22 protein-coding genes, 1 tRNA gene and 1 pseudogene are annotated in these 24,988 nt (G+C 59.6%); 4 read left to right on the top strand and 20 right to left on the bottom strand.

The annotated features are described in order from the left end of the window. Positions 1-4: 4 nt before the first annotated feature. The 6 genes from rplC to rpsL all read right to left on the bottom strand — a co-directional run bounded on the left by rplC (position 5) and on the right by rpsL (position 5,593). A complete protein-coding gene (gene rplC / locus F2982_RS01435) occupies positions 5-646 on the bottom strand; it encodes a 50S ribosomal protein L3 (RefSeq protein ID WP_008521348.1) in 642 nt (213 codons plus the stop codon). Positions 647-680: 34 nt separating this feature from the next. Next, a complete protein-coding gene (gene rpsJ, locus F2982_RS01440; protein WP_003547547.1) occupies positions 681-989 on the bottom strand; it encodes a 30S ribosomal protein S10 in 309 nt (102 codons plus the stop codon). Positions 990-1,300: 311 nt separating this feature from the next. Beyond that, positions 1,301-2,476 (bottom strand): elongation factor Tu, encoded by a 1,176-nt coding sequence (gene tuf / locus F2982_RS01445; protein WP_130282487.1) that lies wholly within the window; start codon positions 2,474-2,476, stop codon positions 1,301-1,303. 68 nt (positions 2,477-2,544) lie between these two features. Continuing rightward, positions 2,545-4,644 (bottom strand): elongation factor G, encoded by a 2,100-nt coding sequence (gene fusA, locus F2982_RS01450; protein ID WP_112716894.1) that lies wholly within the window; start codon positions 4,642-4,644, stop codon positions 2,545-2,547. A gap of 29 nt (positions 4,645-4,673) precedes the next feature. After that, positions 4,674-5,144, bottom strand: coding sequence for a 30S ribosomal protein S7 (rpsG, locus tag F2982_RS01455; protein ID WP_112716896.1), 471 nt, complete (start codon positions 5,142-5,144; stop codon positions 4,674-4,676). A 77-nt stretch (positions 5,145-5,221) separates the two neighbouring features. Continuing rightward, positions 5,222-5,593, bottom strand: coding sequence for a 30S ribosomal protein S12 (gene rpsL, locus F2982_RS01460; protein WP_003547537.1), 372 nt, complete (start codon positions 5,591-5,593; stop codon positions 5,222-5,224). 496 nt (positions 5,594-6,089) lie between these two features. Here rpsL and F2982_RS01465 point away from each other — a divergent pair, with 496 nt between their 5' ends. The 4 genes from F2982_RS01465 to F2982_RS01480 all read left to right on the top strand — a co-directional run bounded on the left by F2982_RS01465 (position 6,090) and on the right by F2982_RS01480 (position 7,979). Then, on the top strand, positions 6,090-6,383 hold the full coding sequence (locus F2982_RS01465) for a transcriptional regulator (RefSeq protein WP_112716928.1): 294 nt from the start codon (positions 6,090-6,092) through the stop codon (positions 6,381-6,383). A gap of 4 nt (positions 6,384-6,387) precedes the next feature. Further along, positions 6,388-6,819, top strand: a complete 432-nt coding sequence (locus F2982_RS01470; RefSeq protein ID WP_203429029.1) for an NUDIX domain-containing protein — start codon at positions 6,388-6,390, stop codon at positions 6,817-6,819. A 114-nt stretch (positions 6,820-6,933) separates the two neighbouring features. Beyond that, positions 6,934-7,644, top strand: coding sequence for a phosphatase PAP2 family protein (locus F2982_RS01475; RefSeq protein WP_112716902.1), 711 nt, complete (start codon positions 6,934-6,936; stop codon positions 7,642-7,644). Positions 7,645-7,775: 131 nt separating this feature from the next. Next, positions 7,776-7,979: a hypothetical protein gene (locus F2982_RS01480; RefSeq protein ID WP_203429030.1), complete on the top strand. Its 204-nt coding sequence runs from the start codon at positions 7,776-7,778 to the stop codon at positions 7,977-7,979. Between the two features lie 63 nt (positions 7,980-8,042). Here the strand turns inward: F2982_RS01480 and rpoC are convergent, their stop codons facing one another. The 14 genes and pseudogenes from rpoC to F2982_RS01550 all read right to left on the bottom strand — a co-directional run bounded on the left by rpoC (position 8,043) and on the right by F2982_RS01550 (position 24,979). Continuing rightward, positions 8,043-12,254, bottom strand: a complete 4,212-nt coding sequence (gene rpoC, locus F2982_RS01485; protein ID WP_130282491.1) for a DNA-directed RNA polymerase subunit beta' — start codon at positions 12,252-12,254, stop codon at positions 8,043-8,045. A 189-nt stretch (positions 12,255-12,443) separates the two neighbouring features. Continuing rightward, entirely contained in the window at positions 12,444-16,583 is a 4,140-nt protein-coding gene (rpoB, locus tag F2982_RS01490; RefSeq protein ID WP_203429031.1) for a DNA-directed RNA polymerase subunit beta, read from the bottom strand. Between the two features lie 261 nt (positions 16,584-16,844). Next, positions 16,845-17,225 (bottom strand): 50S ribosomal protein L7/L12, encoded by a 381-nt coding sequence (rplL, locus tag F2982_RS01495; RefSeq protein ID WP_112716908.1) that lies wholly within the window; start codon positions 17,223-17,225, stop codon positions 16,845-16,847. A gap of 58 nt (positions 17,226-17,283) precedes the next feature. Continuing rightward, complete coding sequence (gene rplJ / locus F2982_RS01500) at positions 17,284-17,802, bottom strand: 50S ribosomal protein L10 (RefSeq protein WP_112716910.1); 519 nt, start codon at positions 17,800-17,802, stop codon at positions 17,284-17,286. A 323-nt stretch (positions 17,803-18,125) separates the two neighbouring features. Then, on the bottom strand, positions 18,126-18,824 hold the full coding sequence (gene rplA / locus F2982_RS01505; RefSeq protein WP_112716912.1) for a 50S ribosomal protein L1: 699 nt from the start codon (positions 18,822-18,824) through the stop codon (positions 18,126-18,128). 4 nt (positions 18,825-18,828) lie between these two features. Beyond that, positions 18,829-19,260, bottom strand: a complete 432-nt coding sequence (gene rplK / locus F2982_RS01510; protein ID WP_112716914.1) for a 50S ribosomal protein L11 — start codon at positions 19,258-19,260, stop codon at positions 18,829-18,831. Positions 19,261-19,435: 175 nt separating this feature from the next. Next, positions 19,436-19,966, bottom strand: coding sequence for a transcription termination/antitermination protein NusG (nusG, locus tag F2982_RS01515; protein WP_112716916.1), 531 nt, complete (start codon positions 19,964-19,966; stop codon positions 19,436-19,438). Positions 19,967-19,983: 17 nt separating this feature from the next. Next, positions 19,984-20,184: a preprotein translocase subunit SecE gene (gene secE / locus F2982_RS01520; RefSeq protein ID WP_203429032.1), complete on the bottom strand. Its 201-nt coding sequence runs from the start codon at positions 20,182-20,184 to the stop codon at positions 19,984-19,986. A gap of 361 nt (positions 20,185-20,545) precedes the next feature. Then, positions 20,546-22,045, bottom strand: coding sequence for a hypothetical protein (locus F2982_RS01525; RefSeq protein ID WP_203429033.1), 1,500 nt, complete (start codon positions 22,043-22,045; stop codon positions 20,546-20,548). Beyond that, entirely contained in the window at positions 22,042-22,995 is a 954-nt protein-coding gene (locus F2982_RS01530) for a glycosyltransferase family 2 protein (RefSeq protein WP_203429034.1), read from the bottom strand. The genes F2982_RS01525 and F2982_RS01530 overlap by 4 nt, the downstream gene beginning before the upstream one ends. Before the next feature lie 196 nt (positions 22,996-23,191). Beyond that, a tRNA-Trp gene (locus tag F2982_RS01535) sits at positions 23,192-23,267 on the bottom strand. Positions 23,268-23,407: 140 nt separating this feature from the next. Beyond that, the gene (locus tag F2982_RS01540; protein ID WP_203429035.1) at positions 23,408-24,301 is read right to left on the bottom strand and encodes an NAD(P)-dependent oxidoreductase; all 894 of its coding nucleotides are present in this window, start codon (positions 24,299-24,301) and stop codon (positions 23,408-23,410) included. A 77-nt stretch (positions 24,302-24,378) separates the two neighbouring features. After that, positions 24,379-24,678 carry a HigA family addiction module antitoxin gene (locus tag F2982_RS01545; RefSeq protein ID WP_203429036.1) on the bottom strand — a complete coding sequence of 100 codons (300 nt, stop codon included), beginning with the start codon at positions 24,676-24,678 and terminating at the stop codon, positions 24,379-24,381. A 20-nt stretch (positions 24,679-24,698) separates the two neighbouring features. Further along, positions 24,699-24,979: pseudogene (locus F2982_RS01550) on the bottom strand (type II toxin-antitoxin system RelE/ParE family toxin). Positions 24,980-24,988 lie beyond the last annotated feature (9 nt).

Genomic DNA, 24,988 nt, shown 5'->3' on the forward strand with positions numbered 1-24,988 from the left:
TCCCTTACTTCGCGGCCGACTTGACGGCGTCGCGCACGATGATCCAGGCACCCTTGGAACCGGGTACTGCACCCTTGATCAGGATCAGACCACGATCTTCGTCGGTCGAAACCACTTCAAGGTTCTGAGTCGTTACGCGCGTCTGGCCCATGTGACCAGCCATCTTCTTGTTCTTGAAAACCTTGCCCGGATCCTGGCGCGAGCCCGTCGAACCGTGCGAGCGGTGCGAAACCGACACACCGTGCGTGGCGCGGAGACCGCCGAAGCCGTGGCGCTTCATGGCGCCGGCAAAGCCCTTACCAATGGTCGTGCCCGTCACGTCGACGAGCTGACCTGCTGCGAAGTGACCAGCCTTGAGCTCGGTACCGATCTCCAGCAGGTTGTCTTCCGAAACGCGGAATTCCTGGAGCTTGGCCTTCGGCTCGACGTTAGCGACAGCAAAGTTGCCGCGCATCGCCTTGGACGTGTTCTTAACCTTCGCCTGGCCAGCACCGAGCTGAACTGCGGTATAGCCATTCTTTTCTACAGTGCGCGTTGCGACGACCTGGCAGCCGTCCATACGCAGTACCGTTACCGGAACATGTTCGCCAGCGTCGTTGTAGACGCGGGTCATGCCCACCTTCTGTGCAATCACACCTGAACGCATCGGTTCAATCCTTCCAAATCCGCTCGAGCCAGGCTCAGAGCTTGATCTCAACATCGACACCGGCGGCGAGATCGAGCTTCATCAGCGCGTCTACCGTCTGCGGGGTCGGATCTACGATGTCGAGGAGGCGCTTATGCGTGCGCATCTCGAACTGCTCGCGGCTCTTCTTGTCGATGTGTGGGGACCGGTTAACCGTAAACTTCTCGATGCGAGTCGGAAGCGGAACGGGGCCCCGGACGCTTGCGCCGGTGCGCTTCGCCGTCGACACAATCTCGCGCGTGGAAGCATCGAGAATTCGGTGATCGAACGCCTTCAGGCGAATGCGGATATTTTGGCCGTTCATTCGACATTATCCTTGTGTTCTGTTTTTCGCGCGCCTTTCTCAAGACGCGTTTTTTGTTTTCGCTAAGGCGGACCACCGGTTTCAAAGATCGAGAAGGACACCGCGGAACGGCATCCCTATCCACTCTTCGGGCCTTTTCAGCCCACCTTATTGTTAGTTTTATTCGCCGCTTCGAAAACCGAAGCAGCACGCAAACAGCGCTCGCGCGCCATGTGCAACATTTCTGTGTAATAAGCAAGCGGCTAGAGCCGCTCACATCATAATAATGTCATCGAATCGGCCGCCCCTCTTGGAGGCGGCCGTTTCTCTGATTACTCGACGATCGAGGCAACGATGCCGGCGCCGACGGTACGGCCGCCTTCGCGGATAGCGAAGCGCAGCTTTTCTTCCATCGCGATCGGAACGATCAGCTCGACGTCAACCGTGACGTTGTCGCCCGGCATAACCATTTCCGTGCCTTCCGGCAGCGTCACGATGCCCGTCACGTCCGTCGTGCGGAAGTAGAACTGCGGACGGTAGTTGGTGAAGAACGGCGTATGACGGCCGCCTTCTTCCTTCGTCAGGATGTAGGCTTCTGCCTTGAACTTCTTGTGCGGCTTGACCGAACCCGGCTTGCACAGGATCTGACCACGCTCGACGCCGTCACGGTTAACACCGCGAACCAGAGCGCCGATGTTGTCGCCGGCCTGGCCCTGATCGAGCAGCTTGCGGAACATTTCAACGCCGGTAACCGTCGTCTTCGAAGTCGCGCGGATGCCGACGATTTCGACTTCTTCGCCAACCTTGACGATACCACGCTCGACGCGGCCCGTAACAACCGTACCGCGGCCCGAGATCGAGAACACGTCTTCGATCGGCATCAGGAACGGCTGGTCAACCGGACGCTCAGGCGTCGGGATGTAGGCGTCGACCTGAGCCATCAGCTCGCGGATCGCGTCTTCGCCGATCTTCTTGTCGGAATCTTCGAGAGCGGCCAGAGCCGAACCCTTGACGACCGGGATGTCGTCGCCCGGGAAGTCGTAGGACGACAGCAGTTCGCGAACTTCGAGCTCGACGAGTTCGAGAAGCTCGGCGTCGTCAACCTGGTCGACCTTGTTGAGGAACACGACGATAGCCGGAACGCCAACCTGGCGAGCGAGCAGGATGTGCTCGCGGGTCTGCGGCATCGGGCCGTCAGCAGCGGAGCAAACCAGGATCGCGCCGTCCATCTGTGCGGCACCGGTGATCATGTTCTTGACGTAGTCGGCGTGGCCGGGGCAGTCGACGTGCGCGTAGTGGCGGTTCGGGGTCTCATACTCGACGTGCGCCGTCGAGATGGTGATGCCGCGTGCCTTTTCTTCCGGAGCAGCGTCGATCTGGTCGTACGCCTTGAACTCGCCGAAGTACTTCGTGATCGCTGCCGTCAGAGACGTCTTGCCGTGGTCAACGTGGCCGATCGTGCCGATGTTTACGTGCGGCTTGTTGCGCTCAAACTTACTCTTTGCCATTTTCGGCTCTCCATTTTGCTAGGCCCCGAAGGGCGCTAATTCTTGTTATCGGTCAATTGGTATTCCGGTCACTTCTGACCGGAATACTTTGCCTGGATTTCAGTTGCGACGTTCGACGGGACCGGCGCGTAGTGATCGAAGGTCATCGTGTACTGAGCACGGCCCTGCGACATGGAGCGCAGGTTATCGACGTACTTGAACATGTTCGCCAGCGGAACGTTGGCGCTGATGACGATCGCGATGCCGCGCTGTTCCTGGCCCTGAATCTGGCCACGGCGGGAGTTCAGGTCACCGATGACGTCGCCGACGTAATCTTCCGGCGTTACGACTTCGACCTTCATCATCGGCTCGAGGAGCTGAGCGCCGGCCTTCTTGGCTGCTTCACGGAAGCAGGCACGCGAAGCGATTTCGAACGCCAGGACCGACGAGTCAACGTCGTGGAAGGCACCGTCAACGAGCGTCGCCTTGACGCCCAGCATCGGGAAGCCAGCCAGCGGACCGGACGACAGAACGCTTTCGATACCCTTCTGAACGCCCGGGATGTATTCCTTCGGAACAGCACCGCCGACGATCTTGGATTCGAACTTGAAGTCGTCGCCTTCCGGGTTCGGTTCGAAGATGATCTTGACGCGTGCGAACTGACCGGTACCACCAGACTGCTTCTTGTGCGTGTAGTCTTCTTCGTGCTGACGCGTGATCGTTTCACGGTAAGCAACCTGCGGAGCACCGACGTTGGCTTCAACCTTGAACTCGCGACGCATACGGTCGACGAGAATGTCGAGGTGAAGTTCGCCCATGCCGGCGATGATCGTCTGGCCGGATTCCTGGTCGGTCTTGACGCGGAAGGACGGGTCTTCAGCAGCGAGGCGATTGAGCGCGAGGCCCATCTTTTCCTGGTCGCCCTTGGACTTCGGCTCGATCGCGATCTGGATGACCGGCTCCGGGAATTCCATGCGCTCGAGGATAACCGGCTTCAGCGGATCGCAGAGCGTATCGCCAGTGGTGGTTTCCTTGAGGCCGGCGAGAGCAACGATGTCGCCTGCGAAGGCTTCTTCGATGTCTTCACGCGAGTTGGAGTGCATCTGCAGCATACGGCCGACACGCTCGCGCTTGTCCTTGACCGTGTTGATGACGGATACGCCCTTTTCGAGCTTGCCCGAGTAGATACGAGCGAAGGTAAGCGAACCAACGAAGGGGTCGTTCATGATCTTGAACGCCAGCATCGCGAGCGGCTCGGCGTCGTCAGCGTGACGCTCGATTTCGGCTTCGGTCTTGAAGTCGATGCCCTTGATGGCCGGAATGTCGAGCGGCGACGGCAGGTAGTCGACGACGGCGTCGAGGAGCGGCTGAACGCCCTTGTTCTTGAAGGCGGTGCCGCAGAACATCGGGTGGAACTTGACGTCGATCGTGCCGCGGCGAACCAGGGCGCGGATCTTGTCGTTGTCCGGCATGTCGCCGTTCAGGTAAGCTTCCATCGCTTCTTCGTCGATCTCGACAACGGTCTCGATCAGCTTTTCGCGATATTCTTCAGCCTTGGCCTTCAGGTCATCCGGGATTTCGACGACGTCCCACTGGGCGCCGAGCGATTCATCGCGCCAGACGAGAGCGTTCATTTCGATCAGGTCGACGACGCCCTTGAAGTCGCTTTCTGCGCCGATCGGCAGCTGCATGACGACAGCCGTTGCGCCGAGACGGGTCTTGATCATCTCGACGGAGCGGTAGAAGTCCGCACCGGTCTTGTCCATCTTGTTGCAGAAGATCATGCGCGGAACATTGTACTTCTCAGCCTGACGCCAGACGGTTTCCGTCTGCGGCTCAACGCCGGCGTTGGCATCGAGAAGAGCAATAGCACCGTCGAGAACGCGCAGCGAACGCTCGACTTCGATGGTGAAGTCGACGTGGCCGGGGGTGTCGATGATGTTGAAGCGGCGCATCTTGCCGTCACGGCCCTTCCAGAAGGTCGTGGTGGCAGCAGACGTGATCGTGATGCCACGCTCCTGCTCCTGCTCCATCCAGTCCATGGTGGCTGCGCCGTCGTGCACTTCGCCGATCTTGTGCGACTTGCCGGTGTAGTAAAGGATACGCTCGGTCGTCGTCGTCTTGCCGGCGTCGATGTGCGCCATGATACCGAAATTACGGTAGTCTTCGATTTTATATTCGCGAGCCATAATGGACTGCCTTTCGATACCGTTCGGGATTACCAGCGATAATGCGAGAACGCACGGTTGGCGTCAGCCATCTTGTGCGTGTCTTCGCGCTTCTTGACCGCGGAACCACGGTTGTTGGATGCGTCGAGAAGCTCGCCCGACAGACGATCGATCATGGTCGTTTCGTTGCGCTTGCGCGCAGCGGTAATCAGCCAGCGAATAGCAAGGGCCTGGCGGCGCTCAGGGCGGACATCAACCGGAACCTGATAGGTCGCACCACCGACGCGGCGCGAGCGGACTTCGACGTGCGGGGCAATGTTGTCGAGGGCGGCGTGGAAAACGACCAGCGGCTCCTGCTTGGACTTGCCCTGTACGGAGTCAAATGCGCCGTAAACGATGCTTTCAGCAACGGACTTCTTACCATCGAGCATGATGGCATTCATGAACTTCGTGACAACCAGATCGCCGAACTTGGGATCCGGGTTGATTTCACGCTTTTCTGCTCTGTGACGTCTGGACATACTTCTCGTCTCTTAATTGTTAGGGCGCTCAACCACGCGGAGAACCTCGCGCAGCGCCGGGGATTTCAAAACCGAAATTACTTCGGACGCTTCGCACCGTACTTCGAACGGCGCTGCTTGCGGTTCTTGACACCCTGGGTATCGAGAACGCCGCGGATGATGTGGTAACGAACACCCGGCAAGTCCTTGACGCGGCCGCCACGGATCATGACGACAGAGTGTTCCTGCAGATTGTGACCTTCGCCCGGGATATAGCCGATGACTTCGAAGCCATTGGTCAGGCGGATCTTGGCGACCTTACGGAGAGCCGAGTTCGGCTTCTTCGGGGTCGTGGTGTAGACGCGGGTGCAGACGCCGCGCTTCTGCGGGTTTTCCTGCAGAGCAGGAACCTTATTGCGCTTTACGTTCGCCTGACGCGGCTTGCGGATAAGCTGGTTTACGGTAGGCATTCAACCATCCCTTACGTTAATCTGTACCCTTTCGGGCGTAAATCGCGCCGTCTCCGGCAAGATCACACGCTAGTCTCAATGCGCAAAACGTGGCCCGATCCGCTTTCGCAGATGGACCACCGAGGGCAGAGGACGCAAAAGACATGCGTCATGCGTGCAGGCATCATATCTTCAACGTGCGTTTCGAACCTTGTTTGAGGAGAACTCCAGGGCAAGGCGCCCCAGAAAGCCATGCCTCACATGGGTTCCGATGGCGCGGGTACTACTGGTTTCCCTCACCTACGTCAAGGCCGCGCCGGAAATAATCTTTAACGGAATGCCTTGAAATGCCGGGCTATCGCCCTCTTTGCAGGGGTTCCGGCGGAATTTTGAAGCACCCGGCCAAGTTCAACTTGGGGCCGACATGAAAAGCCGCTAAGGAATCGGCGATTGCAAGCGAAATCCGCTGAGAGCGGATTCGTATTTTCGAATCGTCACGTACCCGAAGGACATGAGCATGATCGCGAGCCCAGACAATGACAACAATTCCGAAGGCCCGATGATCTTCATCATCATCGGCAAGGGCTACGAGACGGATGGCAGCGAAGGCGTCGACCTGCACGTCATGCTGAAGGCCGCCGACGACGACAGCGCGGTGCGCGAGGCGCTCAACGCGCTCGCCGAAGAAGGCTTCATCGAAGCCGACCTCGACCAGATCGGCATGCTGACCGAAGTGCCGGAAGAAGAGCCGCACGCCTCGGCCTATCAGGGCGCCCTCGAGGGCGAAGTCTCGATCATCCGCTTCAGCTGATGCCATGGTGCCGGACGCACATAAGGTCCTGATCTATGCGACCTGGCGCGGCCGGCTTCTTGTATTCGACGAGCCGGACTTTCCTGAGATCGAGTTTCAGGTACCTGGCGGAACAGTTAAACCCGGCGAAGCAACAGCCACCGCGGCGCTTCGCGAGTTCACGGAAGAAACCGGCCTAAAGCCCAACCGCCCTCTCCTGCCTCTGGCTATCGATGAGTACCGCTTCAATCGCGAAAACCGAAGCATCTGGCATCGGCGTCATTATTATACCGTAGCTCTACTCGGAACCTATCCCGAAAGCTGGCTTCATCACGAGCTGACGCCATTCGACGGTGGACCGCCGATCGTCTTTCGATTCCGCTGGCTGGAAATCGCCGAGGCCCGGACAAAGCTTGGCTATGGAATGGCGCATTGCCTCCACCGCCTCGGCGGCTAATGCGATCACCGCACCGCGGCCAATATGCCGCAGCCTCTGACACCGTTCTGTCATCTTCGCCAAACAATCCTCGGCTACCCGCGGGGTGCATTATTGCCCCCAAGGAGTCTCCCGATGCGTTCCATTTCCAAATTCGTTGCTTTCGGCCTCGCGGCCGCGATTGCCTTTTCGGCCCCGGCCTTTGCCGAAGAGAAGGCCAAGCCCTTTACCGACAATACCGAAGTCAACCTTTTGAACCTGCTGCCGCCGCCGCCGGCCAACGATTCCGCCAAGACCAAGGCCGAGATCGGCGAACTCCTGAAGATCCAGGTGACGCGCACGCCCGAGATGGAAGCCCGCGCGGTTGCCGATGCCGAGGAGAATGTCTGGCGCTATGCCGACGTGATCGACAATCCGAAGTTCACCAAGGAGAACCTGCCGAAGTTCTCCGCCTTCTTCGACCGCATCGTCGAGACCGAAGCCGCCGTCGTCGACCCGGCCAAGGACGTCTGGAAGCGCACCCGCCCTCACCTCCTCTATCCGGATCTCGTCAAGCCGGTCGTTCCGCTCTCCAAGTCCGGTTCCTATCCGTCGGGCCACACGACGCTCGGCACGCTGATGGGCGTCGTTCTCTCCAACATGGTTCCGGAGAAGAAGGACGCGATCATGGCGCGCGCCTGGGAATACGGCTGGAACCGCGTGATCGGCGGCATCCATTACCCAACCGATATCGAAGCTGGCCGCATTGCCGGTATCGCGACGGCACAGACGATCATGCAGCATGATGACTACAAGGCGGAATACGAAGCCGCCCGCACCGAGCTGCGGACCGTTCTCGGCATGTGATATCGCCAGCATATGATCTGAAGGCCGCGGCGAAAGCTGCGGCCTTTTGCTTTGCTGAAATCTGACGAGCTGAACTTTTCGGCGCCCTTGCCGTTCACCGGAGACATTTGCACTGTCCTGGGGAGGCACCGATGGCTCAATGCGAATATTGCGAGCGGGAGATCCCGCCGGGCCTGCTGATCTGCCCACAATGCGGGCAGCGGCCGCCCGGCGATGAGGAGCGAAAGCGGCGGATGAAGCGGATCTCCGTCGTCATCGGCATCACCGGCGTCTTCATGCTGCTGCTTCTACTGCGCGATGCAGCCATGCGCGGGACGATCCCGCACTTTTCCTAAGCCCTAAAAGAAAAACCGCCCGGATTGCTCCGGGCGGTTTTCGATTTCCAAGACGCTGGTCGCTTATTCGGCGGCCGGAGCGTTTTCGGCAGCCATGTCCTGCAGCATCGGCGTGGCCGATTCTGCACCACTGCCCTTGCGGCGCTCTTCGAGGATCATCTCGTCGCGCGACGTGGCGATGCGACGGATCTGGGTCATCGTACCGCCGGTACCAGCCGGGATGAGGCGGCCGACGATGACGTTTTCCTTCAGACCCTGCAGGCCGTCGGTCTTGCCGGCGATCGCAGCTTCCGTCAGCACCTTCGTCGTTTCCTGGAAGGACGCGGCGGAGATGAAGGACGGGGTCTGCAGCGACGCCTTGGTGATACCGAGCAGAACCGGATCGCCGTAAGCGGGCTTCTTGCCCTGTTCGATCAGGCCGTCGTTGACGTCCTCGAGCTCGATACGATCGACGTTGTCGCCGACGATATAGGTCGAGTCGCCTGCATCGGTGATTTCCACCTTCTGCAGCATCTGACGGACAATCACTTCGATGTGCTTGTCGTTGATGACAACGCCCTGCAAGCGGTAGACTTCCTGGATTTCGTTGACCAGGTACGAAGCGAGTGCCTCGACGCCCTTGATCGCCAGGATGTCGTGCGGAGCCGGGTTACCGTCGAGGATGTAGTCACCCTTTTCGATATAGTCGCCTTCCTGAAGGTGGAAGGGCTTGCCCTTCGGGATCAGGTATTCGACCGGCTCGACACCGTCTTCCGCCGGCTCGATGATGACGCGGCGCTTGTTCTTGTAGTCGCGGCCGAGGCGGATCGTACCATCGATCTCAGCGATGATGGCGTGATCCTTCGGACGGCGGGCTTCGAACAGTTCGGCAACGCGCGGCAGACCACCGGTGATGTCCTTGGTCTTGGCGCTTTCCAGCGGCGAACGTGCGAGAACGTCACCCTGGGAGACCTTCGTGCCCGGCTCGACCGACAGAATGGCATCGACCGAGAGCAGGAAGCGGGCGTCACCACCACGCGACAGCTTCATGACATTGCCGCTGGCGTCCTTGATGACGATTGCCGGCTTCAGGTCGGAACCGCGCGGCGTCGAACGCCAGTCGATAACCTGACGCTTGGTGATGCCGGTGGATTCGTCGGTCGCTTCGAGAACGGAGAGACCGTCGACCAGGTCTTCGAACTGAACGGTACCGGCTACTTCCGTCATCATCGGACGGGTGTAGGGGTCCCACTCTGCCAGACGCTGACCGCGCTTGACCTTGTCGCCTTCGTCGACATGCAGCTTCGAACCGTAGGCGACGCGCTGCGAGGAGCGCTCCACACCACGCTCGTCCAGGATCTGGACGGTCATGTTGCGGCCCATGGCAACGAGGTTGCCTTCCGAGTTACGCAGAACGTTGCGGTTCTTGATCTGGATCGTACCTTCGTACGAGGCTTCCAGGAACGACTGGTCGACCACGTTTGCCGTACCACCGAGGTGGAACGTACGCATGGTGAGCTGCGTGCCCGGCTCGCCGATCGACTGAGCCGCGATGACGCCGACTGCTTCGCCCATGTTGACAGGCGTACCGCGAGCAAGGTCGCGGCCGTAGCAGACCGAGCAGACGCCCGTCTGAACTTCGCAGGTCAGAGCCGAACGGATGCGGATCGACTGGATACCAGCCTTTTCGATCTCGATGACATCGGGCTCAAGGATCATCTTGCCAGCGTCGACAAGACGCTCGCCGGTGATCGGATGATCGATGTCGTCCAGAGCCGTACGGCCGAGGATACGAGCGCCGAGCGAAGCGACGACCTGACCGGCATCGACGATGGCGGTCATGGTGAGGCCCTTGTCGGTACCGCAATCCACGAGGTTGACGATGCAATCCTGCGCGACGTCGACGAGACGGCGGGTCAAGTAACCGGAGTTAGCCGTCTTCAGAGCGGTGTCTGCGAGACCCTTACGGGCGCCGTGGGTCGAGTTGAAGTACTCGTTGACGGTCAGACCTTCCTTGAAGTTCGACGTGATCGGCGTTTCGATGATTTCGCCCGACGGCTTGGCCATGAGGCCGCGCATGCCGCCCAGCTGGCGCATCTGGTTCGGAGAACCACGGGCACCCGAGTGCGACATCATGTAGATGGCGTTCATCGGCTTCTGGCGGCCGGTGTTCGGATCGAACTCGACAGCCTTAATGCGGGCCATCATGTCTTCAGCGACCTTTTCGGTAGCCTTGCCCCAGGCGTCAACGACCTTGTTGTACTTCTCGCCCTGAGTGATCAGGCCGTCGTTGTACTGCTGCTCGTATTCCTTGACCAGGTTTTCGGTGTCGCCAACGATCTTTGCCTTGGTTTCCGGAATGACCATGTCGTCCTTGCCGAACGAAATGCCGGCGCGGCAGGCATGGGCGAAGCCGAGCTGCATGATGCGGTCGCAGAAGATGACCGTGTCCTTCTGGCCGCAGTGACGGTAGACCGTGTCGATCATCTTGGAGATGTTCTTCTTGGTCATTTCCTGGTTGCAGACGTCGAAGGTCACCTTGCCGTTCTTCGGCAGGAGTTCGCCGATGAGCAGACGGCCCGGAGTCGTTTCATAGATCTTCGAGTACGGCTTGCCGTCTTCGCCGATCGACTTGAAGCGGCCGCGGATCTTGGTGTGCAGCGTCACGACCTTGTTTTCAAGCGCGTGATGCAGCTCGCCGAGATCGGAGAAGGCCATGCCTTCGCCCGGCTCGTTCTGGTTCATGATCGCGAGGTAGTACAGGCCGAGAACCATGTCCTGCGACGGAACGATGATCGGTGCACCGTTTGCCGGGTGCAGGATGTTGTTCGTCGACATCATCAGAACGCGGGCTTCGAGCTGGGCTTCGAGCGACAGCGGCACGTGAACGGCCATCTGGTCACCGTCGAAGTCGGCGTTGAAGGCCGTGCAGACGAGCGGGTGCAGCTGGATGGCCTTGCCTTCGACCAGGGTGGGTTCGAAGGCCTGGATACCCAGGCGGTGCAGCGTCGGTGCGCGGTTCAGGAGAACCGGATGCTCGCGGATGACCTCGTCGAGGATATCCCAGACTTCCGGCTTTTCCTTTTCAACCAGCTTCTTGGCCTGCTTGACGGTCGAGGAATAACCCTTGGCGTCGAGGCGGGCGTAGATGAACGGCTTGAAGAGCTCGAGCGCCATCTTCTTCGGAAGACCGCACTGGTGCAGCTTCAGTTCCGGACCGGTCACGATGACCGAACGGCCGGAATAGTCGACGCGCTTGCCGAGCAGGTTCTGACGGAAGCGGCCCTGCTTGCCCTTGAGCATGTCGGACAGCGACTTCAGCGGACGCTTGTTGGCGCCGGTGATGACGCGGCCACGGCGGCCGTTGTCGAACAGCGCGTCCACAGATTCCTGCAGCATGCGCTTTTCGTTGCGGATGATGATGCCCGGAGCGCGCAGTTCGATCAGGCGCTTCAGACGGTTGTTACGGTTGATGACGCGGCGGTACAGATCGTTCAGATCCGACGTCGCGAAACGGCCGCCATCGAGCGGAACGAGCGGGCGCAGGTCCGGCGGGATGACCGGGACGACCTTCATGATCATCCATTCCGGACGGTTGCCGGATTCCATGAAGTTCTCGACGATCTTCAGGCGCTTCATCAGCTTCTTCTGCTTGAGATCCGACGTGGTGTCGGCAAGCTCGGAGCGCAGATCGCCAGCGATCTTCTCGAGGTTCATCGATGCCAGCATCTCGTAGATGGCTTCAGCACCGATCATGGCGGTGAACTGGTCTTCGCCGTATTCGTCGACGGCCAGCATGTACTCTTCTTCCGTCAGGAGCTGGTGCTCCTTCAGAGCGGTCAGGCCCGGCTCGGTGACGATGTAGTTTTCGAAGTAGAGAACGCGCTCTACATCCTTCAGCGTCATGTCGAGCAGGGTCGAGATGCGCGACGGAAGCGACTTCAGGAACCAGATGTGGGCAACGGGAGCGGCGAGCTCGATGTGGCCCATGCGCTCACGGCGAACGCGCGACAGCGTGACTTCGACGCCGCACTTTTCGCAGATGATGCCCTTGTACTTCATGCGCTTGTACTTGCCGCACAGGCATTCGTAGTCCTTGATCGGTCCGAAAATGCGCGCGCAGAAGAGACCGTCGCGTTCCGGCTTGAACGTACGGTAGTTGATGGTTTCCGGCTTCTTGATCTCGCCGTAGGACCAGGAGAGGATCTTCTCCGGCGATGCGATAGAAATTCGAATGCTATCGAAATTCTGTGCAGGCACCTGCGGATTGAAAAGATTCATGACCTCTTGGTTCATGCCTGTCTCCTTCATGGGCGGATGCGCCCTTAGCTTGCGATCGACGGCGGCAAATCCCGGGAGCCGCGCCAACGCTCAAAACGACAATAACCGCAGAATGCGGCGAAATCGTCCCTGCCCGGCCAACACGTTACGGGGCCAGAGCGGGAACGGTGTGCGCTGATTTACAGCGCACACCCTATCAGATGGTTACTCGGCTGCGTCCGGCAGCTGGCTCGCCTGCTGTTCATCGACCTTGGAGTTCTCCAGTTCGACAGACAGACCGAGCGAGCGCATTTCCTTGACGAGAACGTTGAAGCTTTCGGGGATACCCGCTTCGAACGTATCGTCGCCACGGACGATGGCTTCGTAGACCTTGGTACGGCCGGCGACGTCGTCCGACTTGACCGTGAGCATTTCCTGCAGCGTGTAAGCCGCACCGTATGCTTCCAGTGCCCAGACTTCCATTTCGCCGAAGCGCTGACCGCCGAACTGCGCCTTGCCGCCCAGCGGCTGCTGGGTAACGAGCGAGTAAGGACCGATCGAACGGGCGTGGATCTTGTCGTCGACAAGGTGGTTCAGCTTCAGCATGTAGATGTAGCCAACCGTGACCTGACGGTCGAACTGCTCACCCGTACGGCCGTCGTAAAGGGTCGACTGACCGCTTTCCTTCAGACCGGCGAGAGCCAGCATCTCGTTGACGTCACCTTCGTGCGCACCGTCGAAAACCGGCGTCGCGATCGAAACGCCGCGCTTCCACTGGTCGGCAAGACGCAGGACCGACTCGTCGTCGAAATCCTTGACCTGCTCGGCCTTCGGACCTTCGCCGACAACGTCGCCGATCGTCTTGCGCAGAGGCTCGATGTTGCCGCTCGCCTTGTAGGCTTCCAGCATGTCGCCGATCTGGCGGCCCATGCCGGCGCAAGCCCAGCCGAGATGCGTTTCGAGAATCTGACCGACGTTCATGCGCGACGGCACGCCGAGCGGGTTCAGAACGACGTCGACATGCGTACCGTCTTCGAGGAACGGCATGTCTTCGACCGGCACGATACGCGACACGACACCCTTGTTGCCGTGACGGCCGGCCATCTTGTCGCCTGGCTGGATCTTGCGCTTAACAGCGACGAAGACCTTGACCATCTTCATGACGCCCGGAGGCATTTCGTCGCCGCGCTGGACCTTCTCGACCTTGTCCATGAAGCGCTGTTCAAGGCGCGACTTGGATTCGTCGTACTGGCCACGCAGAGCTTCGAGTTCGCTCTGGACCTTCTCGTCTTCGACGGCGAACATCCACCACTGCGAGCGGGGATATTCGGAGACGACGGCGTTCGACAGCTCGGCGCCCTTCTTGAAGCCCTTCGGGCCCGCGATGGACATCTGGCCGCGGAGCATGTCGATCAGACGGCCGTAGACGTTACGGTCGAGGATCGCCTGCTCGTCGTCGCGGTCCTTTGCAAGACGCTCGATCTCTTCGCGCTCGATTGCCATCGCGCGCTCGTCCTTCTCAACGCCGTGGCGATTGAAGACGCGCACTTCGACGATCGTGCCGTAGGTGCCGGGCGGCATGCGCATGGACGTGTCGCGCACGTCGGATGCCTTTTCACCGAAGATGGCGCGCAGAAGCTTTTCTTCCGGCGTCATTGGGCTTTCGCCCTTCGGCGTGATCTTGCCGACGAGGATATCGCCTGGCTGAACTTCGGCGCCGATGTAGACGATACCGGCTTCGTCGAGGTTCTTCAGCGCTTCTTCCGAAACGTTCGGAATGTCGCGGGTGATTTCTTCCGGACCAAGCTTGGTGTCACGGGCCATCACTTCGAATTCTTCGATGTGGATGGAGGTGAACACGTCGTCAGCAACGATACGCTCGGAGAGCAGGATCGAGTCTTCGTAGTTGTAACCGTTCCACGGCATGAACGCGACGAGCGCGTTGCGGCCGAGTGCGAGATCGCCCAGGTCCGTCGACGGGCCGTCGGCGAGAATGTCGCCGCGGTTGACAACGTCACCGACGGTGACCAGCGGACGCTGGTTGACGCAGGTGTTCTGGTTCGAACGCTGGAACTTCTGCAGGCGGTAGATATCGACGCCGGACTTGCCAGCCTCGAGGTCTTCCGTCGCACGGATAACGATACGCGTCGCGTCGACCTGGTCGACAACGCCGCCGCGGCGGGCGCCGATAGCAGCGCCGGAGTCGCGGGCAACGACCGGCTCCATGCCGGTGCCGACGAACGGAGCTTCAGCACGCAGCAGCGGAACGGCCTGACGCTGCATGTTCGAGCCCATGAGAGCGCGGTTGGCGTCGTCGTTTTCCAGGAACGGGATGAGAGCGGCTGCGACCGAAACGACCTGCTTCGGCGAGACGTCCATCAGGTTCATGCTGTCGCGCGGAGCAAGCATAACTTCGCCGGCGTGACGGCAGACGACGAACTCGTCAACGAAGGAACCGTCCTTCTCGAGCGCGGCGTTGGCCTGTGCGACGTAGTATTTCGCTTCTTCCATGGCCGACAGGTAGAGAACGTCGTTCGTCACCTTGCCGTCGACGATGCGGCGGTACGGGCTTTCGATGAAGCCGTACTTATTGACGCGCGCAAAGGTCGCCAGCGAGTTGATGAGACCGATGTTCGGACCTTCCGGCGTTTCGATCGGGCAAATACGGCCGTAGTGGGTCGGATGAACGTCGCGGACTTCGAAGCCTGCGCGCTCGCGGGTCAGACCACCCGGGCCAAGTGCCGAGAGACGGCGCTTGTGGGTGATTTCCGAAAGCGGGTTCACCTGGTCCATGAACTGCGAAAGCTGCGAGGAGCCGAAGAATTCGCGGACGGCAGCTGCTGCCGGCTTGGCGTTGATCAGATCCTGCGGCATGACCGTGTCGATTTCGATCGAGGACATACGTTCCTTGATCGCGCGCTCCATACGGAGCAGGCCGAGACGGTACTGGTTTTCCATCAGTTCGCCGACGGAGCGAACGCGACGGTTGCCGAGGTTGTCGATGTCGTCGATTTCGCCCTTACCGTCACGCAGTTCGACGAGCATCTTGACCACGGCCAGGATGTCGTCCTTGCGCAGGATGCGGACGGTGTCGTCGACCTGGAGGTCGAGACGCATGTTCATCTTCACGCGGCCGACGGCGGAGAGGTCGTAACGCTCCGCATCGAAGAACAGCGAGTTGAACATGGCTTCGGCCGATTCCATGGTCGGCGGTTCACCCGGACGCATGACGCGGTAGATGTCGAACAGAGCGTCCTGACGGTTCTCGTTCTTGTCTGCGTGCAGCGTGTTGCGGATGTAGGCGCCGACATTGATGTGGTCGATACCGAGAACCGGGATCTCGTCGAAACCGTTCGACAGGATGACCGGCAGGGTCTTCTCGTCGATTTCGTCGCCGGCTTCGAGATAGATCTCACCGGTCGAGTAGTTGACGATGTCTTCGGCCAGGAAGTTGCCGTACAGGTCGTCGTCAGACGCCTTGAGAGCCTTCAGACCCTTTTCGGAGAGCTGGCGGAGCAGACGCGGGGTCAGCTTCTTGCCGGCTTCGACAACGACTTCGCCGGTGTCGGCGTCGACCATCTCGGTGATCGCCTTGGCGCCACGCAGCGTTTCCGGCTTGAAGGGAATGCGCCAGCCTTCGCCGTCGCGCTTGTAGAGCGACTTCGTGTAGAAGGTGTCGAGGATTTCCTCACCGTCCATGCCGAGGGCCATCAGCAGCGACGACACCGGAATCTTGCGGCGGCGGTCGATACGGGCATAGACGATGTCCTTGGCGTCGAATTCGATATCGAGCCAGGAACCACGATACGGGATCACGCGGGCAGCAAAGAGCAGCTTGCCGGAAGAATGGCTCTTGCCCTTGTCGTGATCGAAGAATACGCCCGGCGAACGGTGCATCTGCGAAACGATGACGCGCTCGGTGCCGTTGACGATGAACGTACCGTTGTTGGTCATAAGCGGCATGTCGCCCATGTAGACGGACTGTTCCTTGATGTCCTTGATGGACTTCGCGCCGGTATCCTCGTCGATATCGAACACGATGAGGCGCAGCGTCACCTTGAGGGGCGCTGCGTAGGTCAGGTCGCGCTGACGGCATTCATCGACGTCGAACTTCGGCGGCTCGAATTCGTAGGAAACGAATTCCAGCATCGAAGCGCCGGAGAAATCCGTGATCGGGAAAACAGACTTGAAGACGGCCTGAAGGCCTTCATCAGGGCGGCCGCCCTTGGGCTCTTCAACCATCAGGAACTGGTCGTAGGACGCCTTCTGAACCTCAATGAGGTTCGGCATCTCTGCGACTTCGGGGATTTTACCAAAAAACTTGCGTACGCGCCTACGACCGTTGAACGAAAGGGTCTGAGCCATCGTCGCTCCTTCAAAAATTGCATCCGGGCCTGCAACGGACGGGAACCGATGGCCAGTCGACCCCGTCAACCAATGGGTTGGTTCAATCTCGTCTCACTTCCCGAAACAAGAGGCCGGATTGCCTTCATGCTGCGGTTCGAGACCATCCTCTTGAAGAACCCATTACCCAAAAGCCGTTTTCACGCGGCTTTTGGGTAATTTGTTCAGGAAAACGGCAAATGGGAGACGGTAAACATACCGCCTCCCAGATGCAGTTCAAGATTACTTGACGTCGGCCTTTGCGCCAGCGTCTTCAAGCTTCTTCTTGATGTCGGCAGCTTCAGCCTTGGAAACGCCTTCCTTGACAGCCTTCGGAGCGCCTTCGACGAGGTCCTTGGCTTCCTTCAGGCCGAGGCCGGTGATGCCGCGGACTTCCTTGATGACGTTGATCTTGTTGGCGCCAGCGTCAACCAGGATAACGTCGAACTCGGTCTTTTCTTCTTCAGCCGGAGCTGCAGCGCCACCAGCGCCACCAGCAGCAGCAACTGCTACCGGAGCAGCAGCAGAAACGCCCCACTTTTCTTCGAGCATCTTGGAAAGCTCAGCAGCTTCCAGGACGGTCAGAGCAGAGAGGTCTTCAACGATCTTTACGAGATCAGCCATGTTATCAGTTCCTTTTGTTCGGTTCGAACCGGTGTTTTATAAACAGCAAAAAACCGCCTTATGCGGCTTCGTCCTTCTTGGCGTAAGCCGAGAACACGCGAGCAAGCTGGCTTGCCGGTGCTGCAACAACGCCTGCGATGCGGGTAGCCGGGGTCTGAATCATACCGACCAGCTTTGCACGCAGTTCGTCCAACGACGGCAGGGTCGCAAGCGACTTGACTGCATCGGCGTTGAGCGTGGTTGTTCCCATGGCGCCGCCCAAAACAACGATCTTATCGTTGGTCTTGGCGAAATCCACGACGACTTTCGGAGCGGTGATCGGGTCATTGCTGTATGCAATGAGCGTCTGACCGGTGAAGAGATTGGAAATCCCTTCCGCTTCCGTACCCTGAAGGGCGATCTTGGCCAGGCGGTTCTTCGCGACTTTGACGGTACCGCCAGCTGCGCGCATCTTCGAACGGAAGTCGTTCATCTGCGCGACTGTAGCACCAGCATAGTGGGCCACGACAACCGAGCCCGAAGCCTTGAAGACTTCGTTCAGTTCCGTGACGAATTCGCGTTTTTCCGCTCTTTCCACTGCCTATCTCCAGTTGGCAGGACCTGTAAGGCCCTACCGGGTTGCCTTTTGCCTCCCGGAATCAATTGCGATCCCAAGCGACGCTTGAGGATCCTGTCCCCTCGCGCTTCGCGCCAGAAAAGGCCGAAGGCACAAGGCATCCAAGGCTCGAACCGGATCAATGAAGCGAACTTCAGAAATTCGGGTCTTACCCGTCTCATGCAGGCCAAGTGATTAAGGGAAAACCACCTGCAATCTCGGACAGGATTCCGGATTTCTCCGGAATATCCCGGCCCCTTGCGAGGCCGGAATTCTTGCTGCCGGGCAAAAGCCCGGCAAATTCACTAGGCGGCCGGAGCCGTGACCGAGCCAACCTCGATCTTGACGCCCGGACCCATGGTCGAAGAGATCGCTACGCGCTTGACGTAGTTACCCTTGGCGCCGGCCGGCTTTGCCTTGATGACGGCGTCAGCGAAGGCGCGGATGTTTTCTTCCAGAGCCTTGGCATCGAAGGATGCCTTGCCGATGCCGGCGTGTACGATACCGGCCTTTTCGACGCGGAATTCAACGGCGCCGCCCTTGGAAGCCTTGACGGCACCCGTGACGTCCATCGTTACCGTGCCAACCTTCGGGTTCGGCATCATGCCGCGCGGGCCGAGAACCTTACCGAGACGGCCGACGAGCGGCATCATGTCGGGGGTCGCGATGACGCGGTCGAAATCGATCTTGCCGCCCTGGACGATGTCGACCAGGTCTTCGGCGCCGACGATGTCTGCGCCTGCAGCCTTGGCTTCGTCAGCCTTGGCGCCGCGGGCGAAAACAGCGACGCGAACGTCGCGGCCGGTGCCGTTCGGCAGGTTGACGACGCCGCGGACCATCTGGTCGGCGTGGCGCGGGTCAACGCCGAGGTTCATCGAGATTTCGATGGTCTCGTCGAACTTGGCGACAGCACGCTCCTTGACCATGCCGATGGCGAGGCCGAGTGCGTAGAGCTTCGTGGGATCAACACCTTCGTTGATCTTCTTGGTGCGCTTGCCTGACATGGTCTTAACCTACCACTTCCAGGCCCATGGCGCGGGCAGAGCCCTCAATCATCGCCATTGCACCTTCGATATCTGCTGCGTTCAGATCCTTCATCTTGGCTTCGGCGATCGACTTGATCTGAGCCTTGGTGAGCTTGCCGGCGTTGGCGCCCTTGCCAGGCGTCTTCGAACCGGACTGGATCTTCGCTTCCTTCTTCAGGAAGTAGCTGACCGGCGGCTGCTTCATGATGAAGGTGAAGGACTTGTCCTGGTAATAGGTGATGACGACCGGGATCGGCATACCCTTTTCCATTTCCTGCGTAGCCGCGTTGAACGACTTGCAGAATTCCATGATGTTAATGCCACGCTGACCAAGCGCCGGGCCGATCGGCGGGGACGGGTTAGCCGATCCTGCCTTGACCTGAAGCTTGAGCTGGCCTGCAACTTTCTTAGCCATATCTCTCTGCCTTTCACTGACGGCCGGTTGCCCGGCCCTTGATGCCGGATTGCTCCGGCGGCTGCGGTTGCGTGGTTCGGATAATTGAGACCCGGCTAAGGCCCCTCACCTTCCACGCGCTGCGGCTTTCGCCGCCCGAAGGCCAGCCCCAAGGACCAGCCTCCGATTCTTGAAATCAGACCTTCTCGACCTGACCGTATTCCAGCTCGACGGGCGTCGCGCGGCCGAAGATCGATACTTCCACCTTCAGGCGCGAACGCTCTTCGTCCACATCCTGAACCGTGCCGTTAAACGAGGCGAACGGACCATCGGAAACCCGAACCTGCTCGCCGATCTCGAAGCTGACCGAGGCCTTCGGACGTTCGACACCTTCCTGGACCTGACCGAGAATGCGCTCGGCTTCGGAGTCCGGGATCGGAACCGGCTTGTTGTCGGAACCGAGGAAGCCCGTGACCTTCGGCGTGTTCTTGATCAGGTGGTAGGCTTCGTCGGTCAGGTTCGCGCGAACCATAACGTAGCCCGGGAAGAACTTGCGCTCGCTGTCGACCTTGCGGCCGCGGCGCACTTCAACCACCTTCTCGGTCGGCACAAGGATCTTTTCGAACAGGTGCTCAAGCCCCTTCTGGCGAGCCTTGTTCTCGATGTCCTCGGCAACCTTCTTTTCAAAATTCGAATACGCGTGGACGATGTACCAACGTGCCGCCATCTTTTATCTCCACCCGATCAGTTGCTGACGTTGAGCACGAAGCTCAGAAGCCAGCTGATCAGCTGGTCGGCAGCAAAGAAAAACAGCGCGGCAAAAACCACCATTACCAGAACCATGATCGTCGAGATCATCGTCTCACGGCGCGACGGCCAAGTGATCTTCGCCGTCTCGGAGCGAACCTGCCGGAGAAACGCTAGTGGATTGGATTTGGATGCCATCGACTGCCCACGCAATTACGGCGCGTAAAGCTGAACATATCAGCCCCACGCACCGCGTGTCTGTTGAACCCTACATAAACACCGATTCCCAATTCGACAAGAGGGAAACCGAAGTTTAACGAAATTAGCGGATGCGCGGCGCACTGGCCATTCAGCCTCGCCGTTCCTCGCCAGATACGGCCTCGGCCATATCGAAGCGCCCTGTTAGCACAACCGATCACCGGATTGCAATGCGCGAAGACGATCTTTCGTGCACAACTCCCCGAACGTTAGTTCGGCATCTCACCATAAAGGCGAAGCTCGATCGGACCAAACCGGCGTTCGACCACGATGGAGCGTCCGGAGCCGATTGCTGCGGCTGTCAGGCCGTTGGGATCGTAGAGATCGGCGCGGCGCGCCACCAGCCAGACACGATGGGGATTGCCGAGCCGCGCTGCGAGATCGGCGACATCGGCCTGCGTGATCGCCGGGGCTCCAAGGTTGCCGATGTAACGTCGTTCGCCGGCTGGCGCGAGATATGGAAACTCCCCGGAAGGTAGGTCACGCCGGCTGCGTCCGAATAATACCGGAAGCCCACGCCGAGCTCATTCGGGACGGCCAATATGGCATCACCCGGGCGGACGTCTGCAGCGATCGTGGCGCTCAGTTCACGCAGATCCTCGATTGGTGGAGCGGCATATTGCATTGTCACTGCATGGAGATTTGCCAACAGAAGCACAGCAAGCGCAGCACTTCGCACCGGCACACTTCTCGATATGCCAACAATGCCACAGGCGGTCAGCACCATCAGTATCGGCCCCATCCACCCGAATAGGCGATCGATGTAGATCGGCTTGAAGGCGAAGCTGATAATCAGCACAAGCGACAGCGGCACGCAAAGAATGATGCCGAGCATGACCGCAAGCTGCGGCTGACGCCGCCACATGAACCAAAGGCCCGGTACAGCAAGAAGGCAGGCAAGCACCGCGGGGGTTCTGCCGCCGCCGGCCAGAATCCAGGCGCTGATCAAGTCGAAGCGCGACAGCTCGATCCAGAACTGCATGGCGCCGAACGCCTGACTTTGCTTCAAGAACCAAGGCAGGAATGGAGACCAGAGAACCAACGCTCCAAAGCCCGAAATCACCGCAACAGCCAGCAACCGCCTGCAATCAGCGGCCGGCAACATCAACGCGGCGACGCCAAGTGCGCACCAGATACCGAAAGCAACAAACAGCGCCGTATTGTGACACCAGAGCAGCAACCCGCCTGATAGCGTGAGAACCACGGCTGCGGATGCCACGGAGCGCAGACCAATCCCCGGCTGACGGTAGACCAGCGTGACCAAGCGAGCGGCGGCGATGATCGCGATGGTGACGGCCAGCGTCTCCAGCGCGTAGGGCCGGGCTTCCTGCGCGTATTTTATATTTCCGGCGTTCATCGCCAGAAGCAGGCCGGCAAGGAGAGAAACCGCCTCCCCCTCCCGGCCAAGCTTTAATAGCCGCCCCGAGAGCGAGACTAACAAAACTGTCGCAACGCTTGCCGCGAGGGATAGGCCGCGCAAGCCGGCTTCACTCGCTCCGAACAGCCAACGCCAGCCCTTCAGCAGCGTATAATAGAGCGGCGCGTGCGTCTCGTATTGCGGCACGGAGTGCCAGAGCTCACCAAGCGGCAACGCCGAGAACCAGGCGCTATACGCCTCGTCCAGCCACAAGGAGCGGGAGGCTAGTCCCGGGGTCCGCAGAGCGGCAGCGAAGAAGACTATCGCAACCACGCCGATCCAGAAGAAGCGCAGCGCCACGTCTCGCCTTCCGCCCTCAGGAATACCGGCGACGCCAAGACCGGCCTGCGCTGATTGCGATATCACTGCGCCTTGGTCGCTCAAACACGGCTCCCGTAGCGGCCCTTGACGATGAAGATCGGCCGCTGCTTGACCTCGAAGTAGATGCGCCCGACATATTCGCCAAGAATGCCGATGCCGATCAACTGGATACCGCCTAGCAACAGGATCGCCGTCGCTAGCGACGCATAGCCCGGTACGTCGACACCCCAGACCATCGTACGGATCACGAGCATCACGGCGCGCAAGATCGCGCATACGGCGACGAACGCTCCGATGTACGTCCATATGCGCATCGGCAAGGTGCTGAAACTCGTCACGCCCTCGAGCGCGAAGTTCCAGAGCTTCCAGAAGGAGAATTTGGTTTTTCCGGCAGCGCGCGGCTCGCGCATATATTCAACCTCGGCCGTCGGAAAGCCGACCCAGGCAAAGAGCCCCTTCATGAAACGATGGCGTTCCGGGAGCATCGCAAGCGCATCGGCCACTTCGCGGCTGATCAGACGAAAATCGCCGGCATTTTCGGGAACCGGCACATCGGAGAGCTTGTTGTGAAGGCGATAAAAGGCCGAAGCCGTCCAGCGCTTGAGCGGGGTGTCCGAGGAACGGTCTACCCGCTTGGCAAGGACAACGTCATATCCTTCCCGCCACTTTGCCACCATCTTGCCGATCAGTTCCGGGGGATCCTGAAGGTCGGCGTCGATCGGCACGATGATATCGCCCCTCGCCTCCTGTATCGCCGCCGACAGTGCGGCCTCCTTGCCGAAGTTGCGGCTGAGGTCGAGCACTCGAATTCGAGCATCAGCCCGGCATGCAGCAAGCAACACTGCAAGTGTCTGGTCGCGGCTTCCATCATTGACGCAGACGATCTCGAAATCGATGCCGTCGATCCGGCTGAGCTCCGCGGTCACGCGGGCGAAAAACTGCGGGAGAACGTCCTGTTCGTTGTAACACGGCACGACAAGTGACAGCAGCGGCGCCGCAGTAGCGCGATCCATCGGAGCGGCATCGCTTGATAACGCGACGTCATCGAGCCCGGGTGGCTGAAGACTGCGGCTCTGCGCCGGATTATTTATGGTTTCTGGATGCACATCGTTCTCCGCCAGCCGGTCGCGGAAGAGAAATCCATGCAGATAACGACCGGTCACAATCCAGTCGGAAAATAGTCCATGAAAAGATAAGGAAGTCTGAAAATGGCAGGGGCAGAGGGGCTCGAACCCCCGACCTGCGGTTTTGGAGACCGCCGCTCTACCAACTGAGCTATACCCCTTTACGCTTTCGTTTCAGCTCCTTGGCCATTCGGCCGAAGCGCTTCCGCAAAGCATGGCGCTCCCTTTAAGACGGCGGCAAAGGATTGGCAAGTCCCGTTTTCGATTTTTCCCAATCCTCTGCCGCTTCAAGACGTTTCCGTCAGACCTTCACGTGGTTGCGCCAGTTGTGTTCTTCCTTGAAGCCCAGCACTTCGCGGATCTTGCGGTTGGAGAGAAGCCCCTCGTATTCGCCGATCTCGCGGGTGAAGGGAACGTTGGGGAAAAACCGTCTGGCGAGTTCCTTCGACGGCGTATTGGCCGAGACGGTGTCGTTCGCGGCGTTGAAGACCTGGTAGCCGAGACCATCCTTCTCGATGCAGAGATGGCAGATCTGGCCGAGATCGCGAGCATCGATATAGCTCCAGGCGATGCGCTTGCGAATCTCCGGATCGGCGAAGAAGGCGGGGAACTTCTCGTATTCATGCGGCTCGATGACATTGCCGATGCGCAGCGCATAGATGTCGGCGCCGGTGCGTTCGGCAAAGGCCCTTGCCGTCTTCTCGTTGATCACCTTCGACAAGCCATAGGAATCCATCGGATTGACGTCGTAATCTTCGTCCAGCGGAAACTGGTGGAAATCGCGATGTCCCTCGGCGAAGCAGACGCCATAGGTCGTCTCGCTCGAGGCGACGATGATCTTGCGGATGCCGAGCTTCACCGCTGCTTCGATGACATTATAGGTCCCCATCGTGTTGATGCGGAAGGTCTCGTTGTCAGGCTTGATGAGGATGCGCGGCACGGCGGCAAAATGAATGACCGCGTCGAACGGCTGGACGCCCTTCCCGCTCTCGAGATCGGGAAAGTCACGATGCATCGACAGCGCGTTAAAGACCTGGCCGCTATCGGTGATGTCGGCGATCAGATTGGTGACGCCGGGGCTTTCCAGCGGCACGAGATCGATATTGTGGACCTCATAGCCCTTGGCGACCAGCCACGGCACGGTGTGCCGCCCTGCCTTGCCCGAACCACCGGTGAAAAGAATACGCTTCTTCATGAAATATCCTCCGCGTCATGAAAATCGCAGGGATAGATAAAGGCTTTGCAGCGGAGCGCAAGGGTGGCGCCGCTGCGTCAGGCTGCCTCGACCTCGGGGATGGCGGCAAGCGCCGTCGCCATAGCGTCCTTTTGGACCTTGATGTCGTAGCTCACCTGCAGGTTCATCCAGAACTCGGGCGTCGTGCGGAAGAATTTGGCGAGCCGCAGCGCAGTATCGGTCGTGATGCCCACCTTCCCAACCGCGATACGCTCGATACGGGTCCGGGGAACGCCGAGCTTCTTCGCCAGCATATAGGGCGAGATTTCCAATGGCTCGAAATAGAGCTCCCGCAGGATTTCACCGGGATGGATCGCCGGCAGAATATTCTCAACCATGGTCCATAGCTCCATTCATTCTAATGATAGTCCGTGATTTCGACATCGCCCGGTCCGCTTTCCGTCCAGACGAAACAGATGCGCCATTGCTTGTTGATGCGGACGGAATGCTGCCCTTCCCGGTCTCCCGCCAATTTCTCCAAGCGATTTCCCGGCGGGGATCGAAGGTCGTTGAGATCGGCCGCGGCATTCAGCACTGCCAGCATCAGCTGCGTCCTGCGAACAAGATCAGCAGGAAACCCTTTCGGATCGATCCATCGGCAATCGATTGGCTGAGTTTGTCCTTATATGATCGGATCACCGGGCGGCT

It is taken from the genome of Rhizobium sp. BG4 (assembly GCF_016864575.1).
Classification (GTDB): Bacteria; Pseudomonadota; Alphaproteobacteria; order Rhizobiales; family Rhizobiaceae; genus Rhizobium.

Excerpts from the sequence above, each read along its gene's own strand:
- rplC (WP_008521348.1), bottom strand. The coding sequence starts at position 646 with ATGCGTTCAGGTGTGATTGCACAGAAGGTGGGCATGACCCGCGTCTAC.
- rpsJ (WP_003547547.1), bottom strand. The coding sequence starts at position 989 with ATGAACGGCCAAAATATCCGCATTCGCCTGAAGGCGTTCGATCACCGA.
- tuf (WP_130282487.1), bottom strand. The coding sequence starts at position 2,476 with ATGGCAAAGAGTAAGTTTGAGCGCAACAAGCCGCACGTAAACATCGGC.
- fusA (WP_112716894.1), bottom strand. The coding sequence starts at position 4,644 with ATGGCTCGCGAATATAAAATCGAAGACTACCGTAATTTCGGTATCATG.
- rpsG (WP_112716896.1), bottom strand. The coding sequence starts at position 5,144 with ATGTCCAGACGTCACAGAGCAGAAAAGCGTGAAATCAACCCGGATCCC.
- rpsL (WP_003547537.1), bottom strand. The coding sequence starts at position 5,593 with ATGCCTACCGTAAACCAGCTTATCCGCAAGCCGCGTCAGGCGAACGTA.
- F2982_RS01465 (WP_112716928.1), top strand. The coding sequence starts at position 6,090 with ATGATCGCGAGCCCAGACAATGACAACAATTCCGAAGGCCCGATGATC.
- F2982_RS01470 (WP_203429029.1), top strand. The coding sequence starts at position 6,388 with ATGGTGCCGGACGCACATAAGGTCCTGATCTATGCGACCTGGCGCGGC.
- F2982_RS01475 (WP_112716902.1), top strand. The coding sequence starts at position 6,934 with ATGCGTTCCATTTCCAAATTCGTTGCTTTCGGCCTCGCGGCCGCGATT.
- F2982_RS01480 (WP_203429030.1), top strand. The coding sequence starts at position 7,776 with ATGGCTCAATGCGAATATTGCGAGCGGGAGATCCCGCCGGGCCTGCTG.
- rpoC (WP_130282491.1), bottom strand. The coding sequence starts at position 12,254 with ATGAACCAAGAGGTCATGAATCTTTTCAATCCGCAGGTGCCTGCACAG.
- rpoB (WP_203429031.1), bottom strand. The coding sequence starts at position 16,583 with ATGGCTCAGACCCTTTCGTTCAACGGTCGTAGGCGCGTACGCAAGTTT.
- rplL (WP_112716908.1), bottom strand. The coding sequence starts at position 17,225 with ATGGCTGATCTCGTAAAGATCGTTGAAGACCTCTCTGCTCTGACCGTC.
- rplA (WP_112716912.1), bottom strand. The coding sequence starts at position 18,824 with ATGTCAGGCAAGCGCACCAAGAAGATCAACGAAGGTGTTGATCCCACG.
- rplK (WP_112716914.1), bottom strand. The coding sequence starts at position 19,260 with ATGGCTAAGAAAGTTGCAGGCCAGCTCAAGCTTCAGGTCAAGGCAGGA.
- nusG (WP_112716916.1), bottom strand. The coding sequence starts at position 19,966 with ATGGCGGCACGTTGGTACATCGTCCACGCGTATTCGAATTTTGAAAAG.
- secE (WP_203429032.1), bottom strand. The coding sequence starts at position 20,184 with ATGGCATCCAAATCCAATCCACTAGCGTTTCTCCGGCAGGTTCGCTCC.
- F2982_RS01530 (WP_203429034.1), bottom strand. The coding sequence starts at position 22,995 with ATGGATCGCGCTACTGCGGCGCCGCTGCTGTCACTTGTCGTGCCGTGT.
- F2982_RS01540 (WP_203429035.1), bottom strand. The coding sequence starts at position 24,301 with ATGAAGAAGCGTATTCTTTTCACCGGTGGTTCGGGCAAGGCAGGGCGG.
- F2982_RS01545 (WP_203429036.1), bottom strand. The coding sequence starts at position 24,678 with ATGGTTGAGAATATTCTGCCGGCGATCCATCCCGGTGAAATCCTGCGG.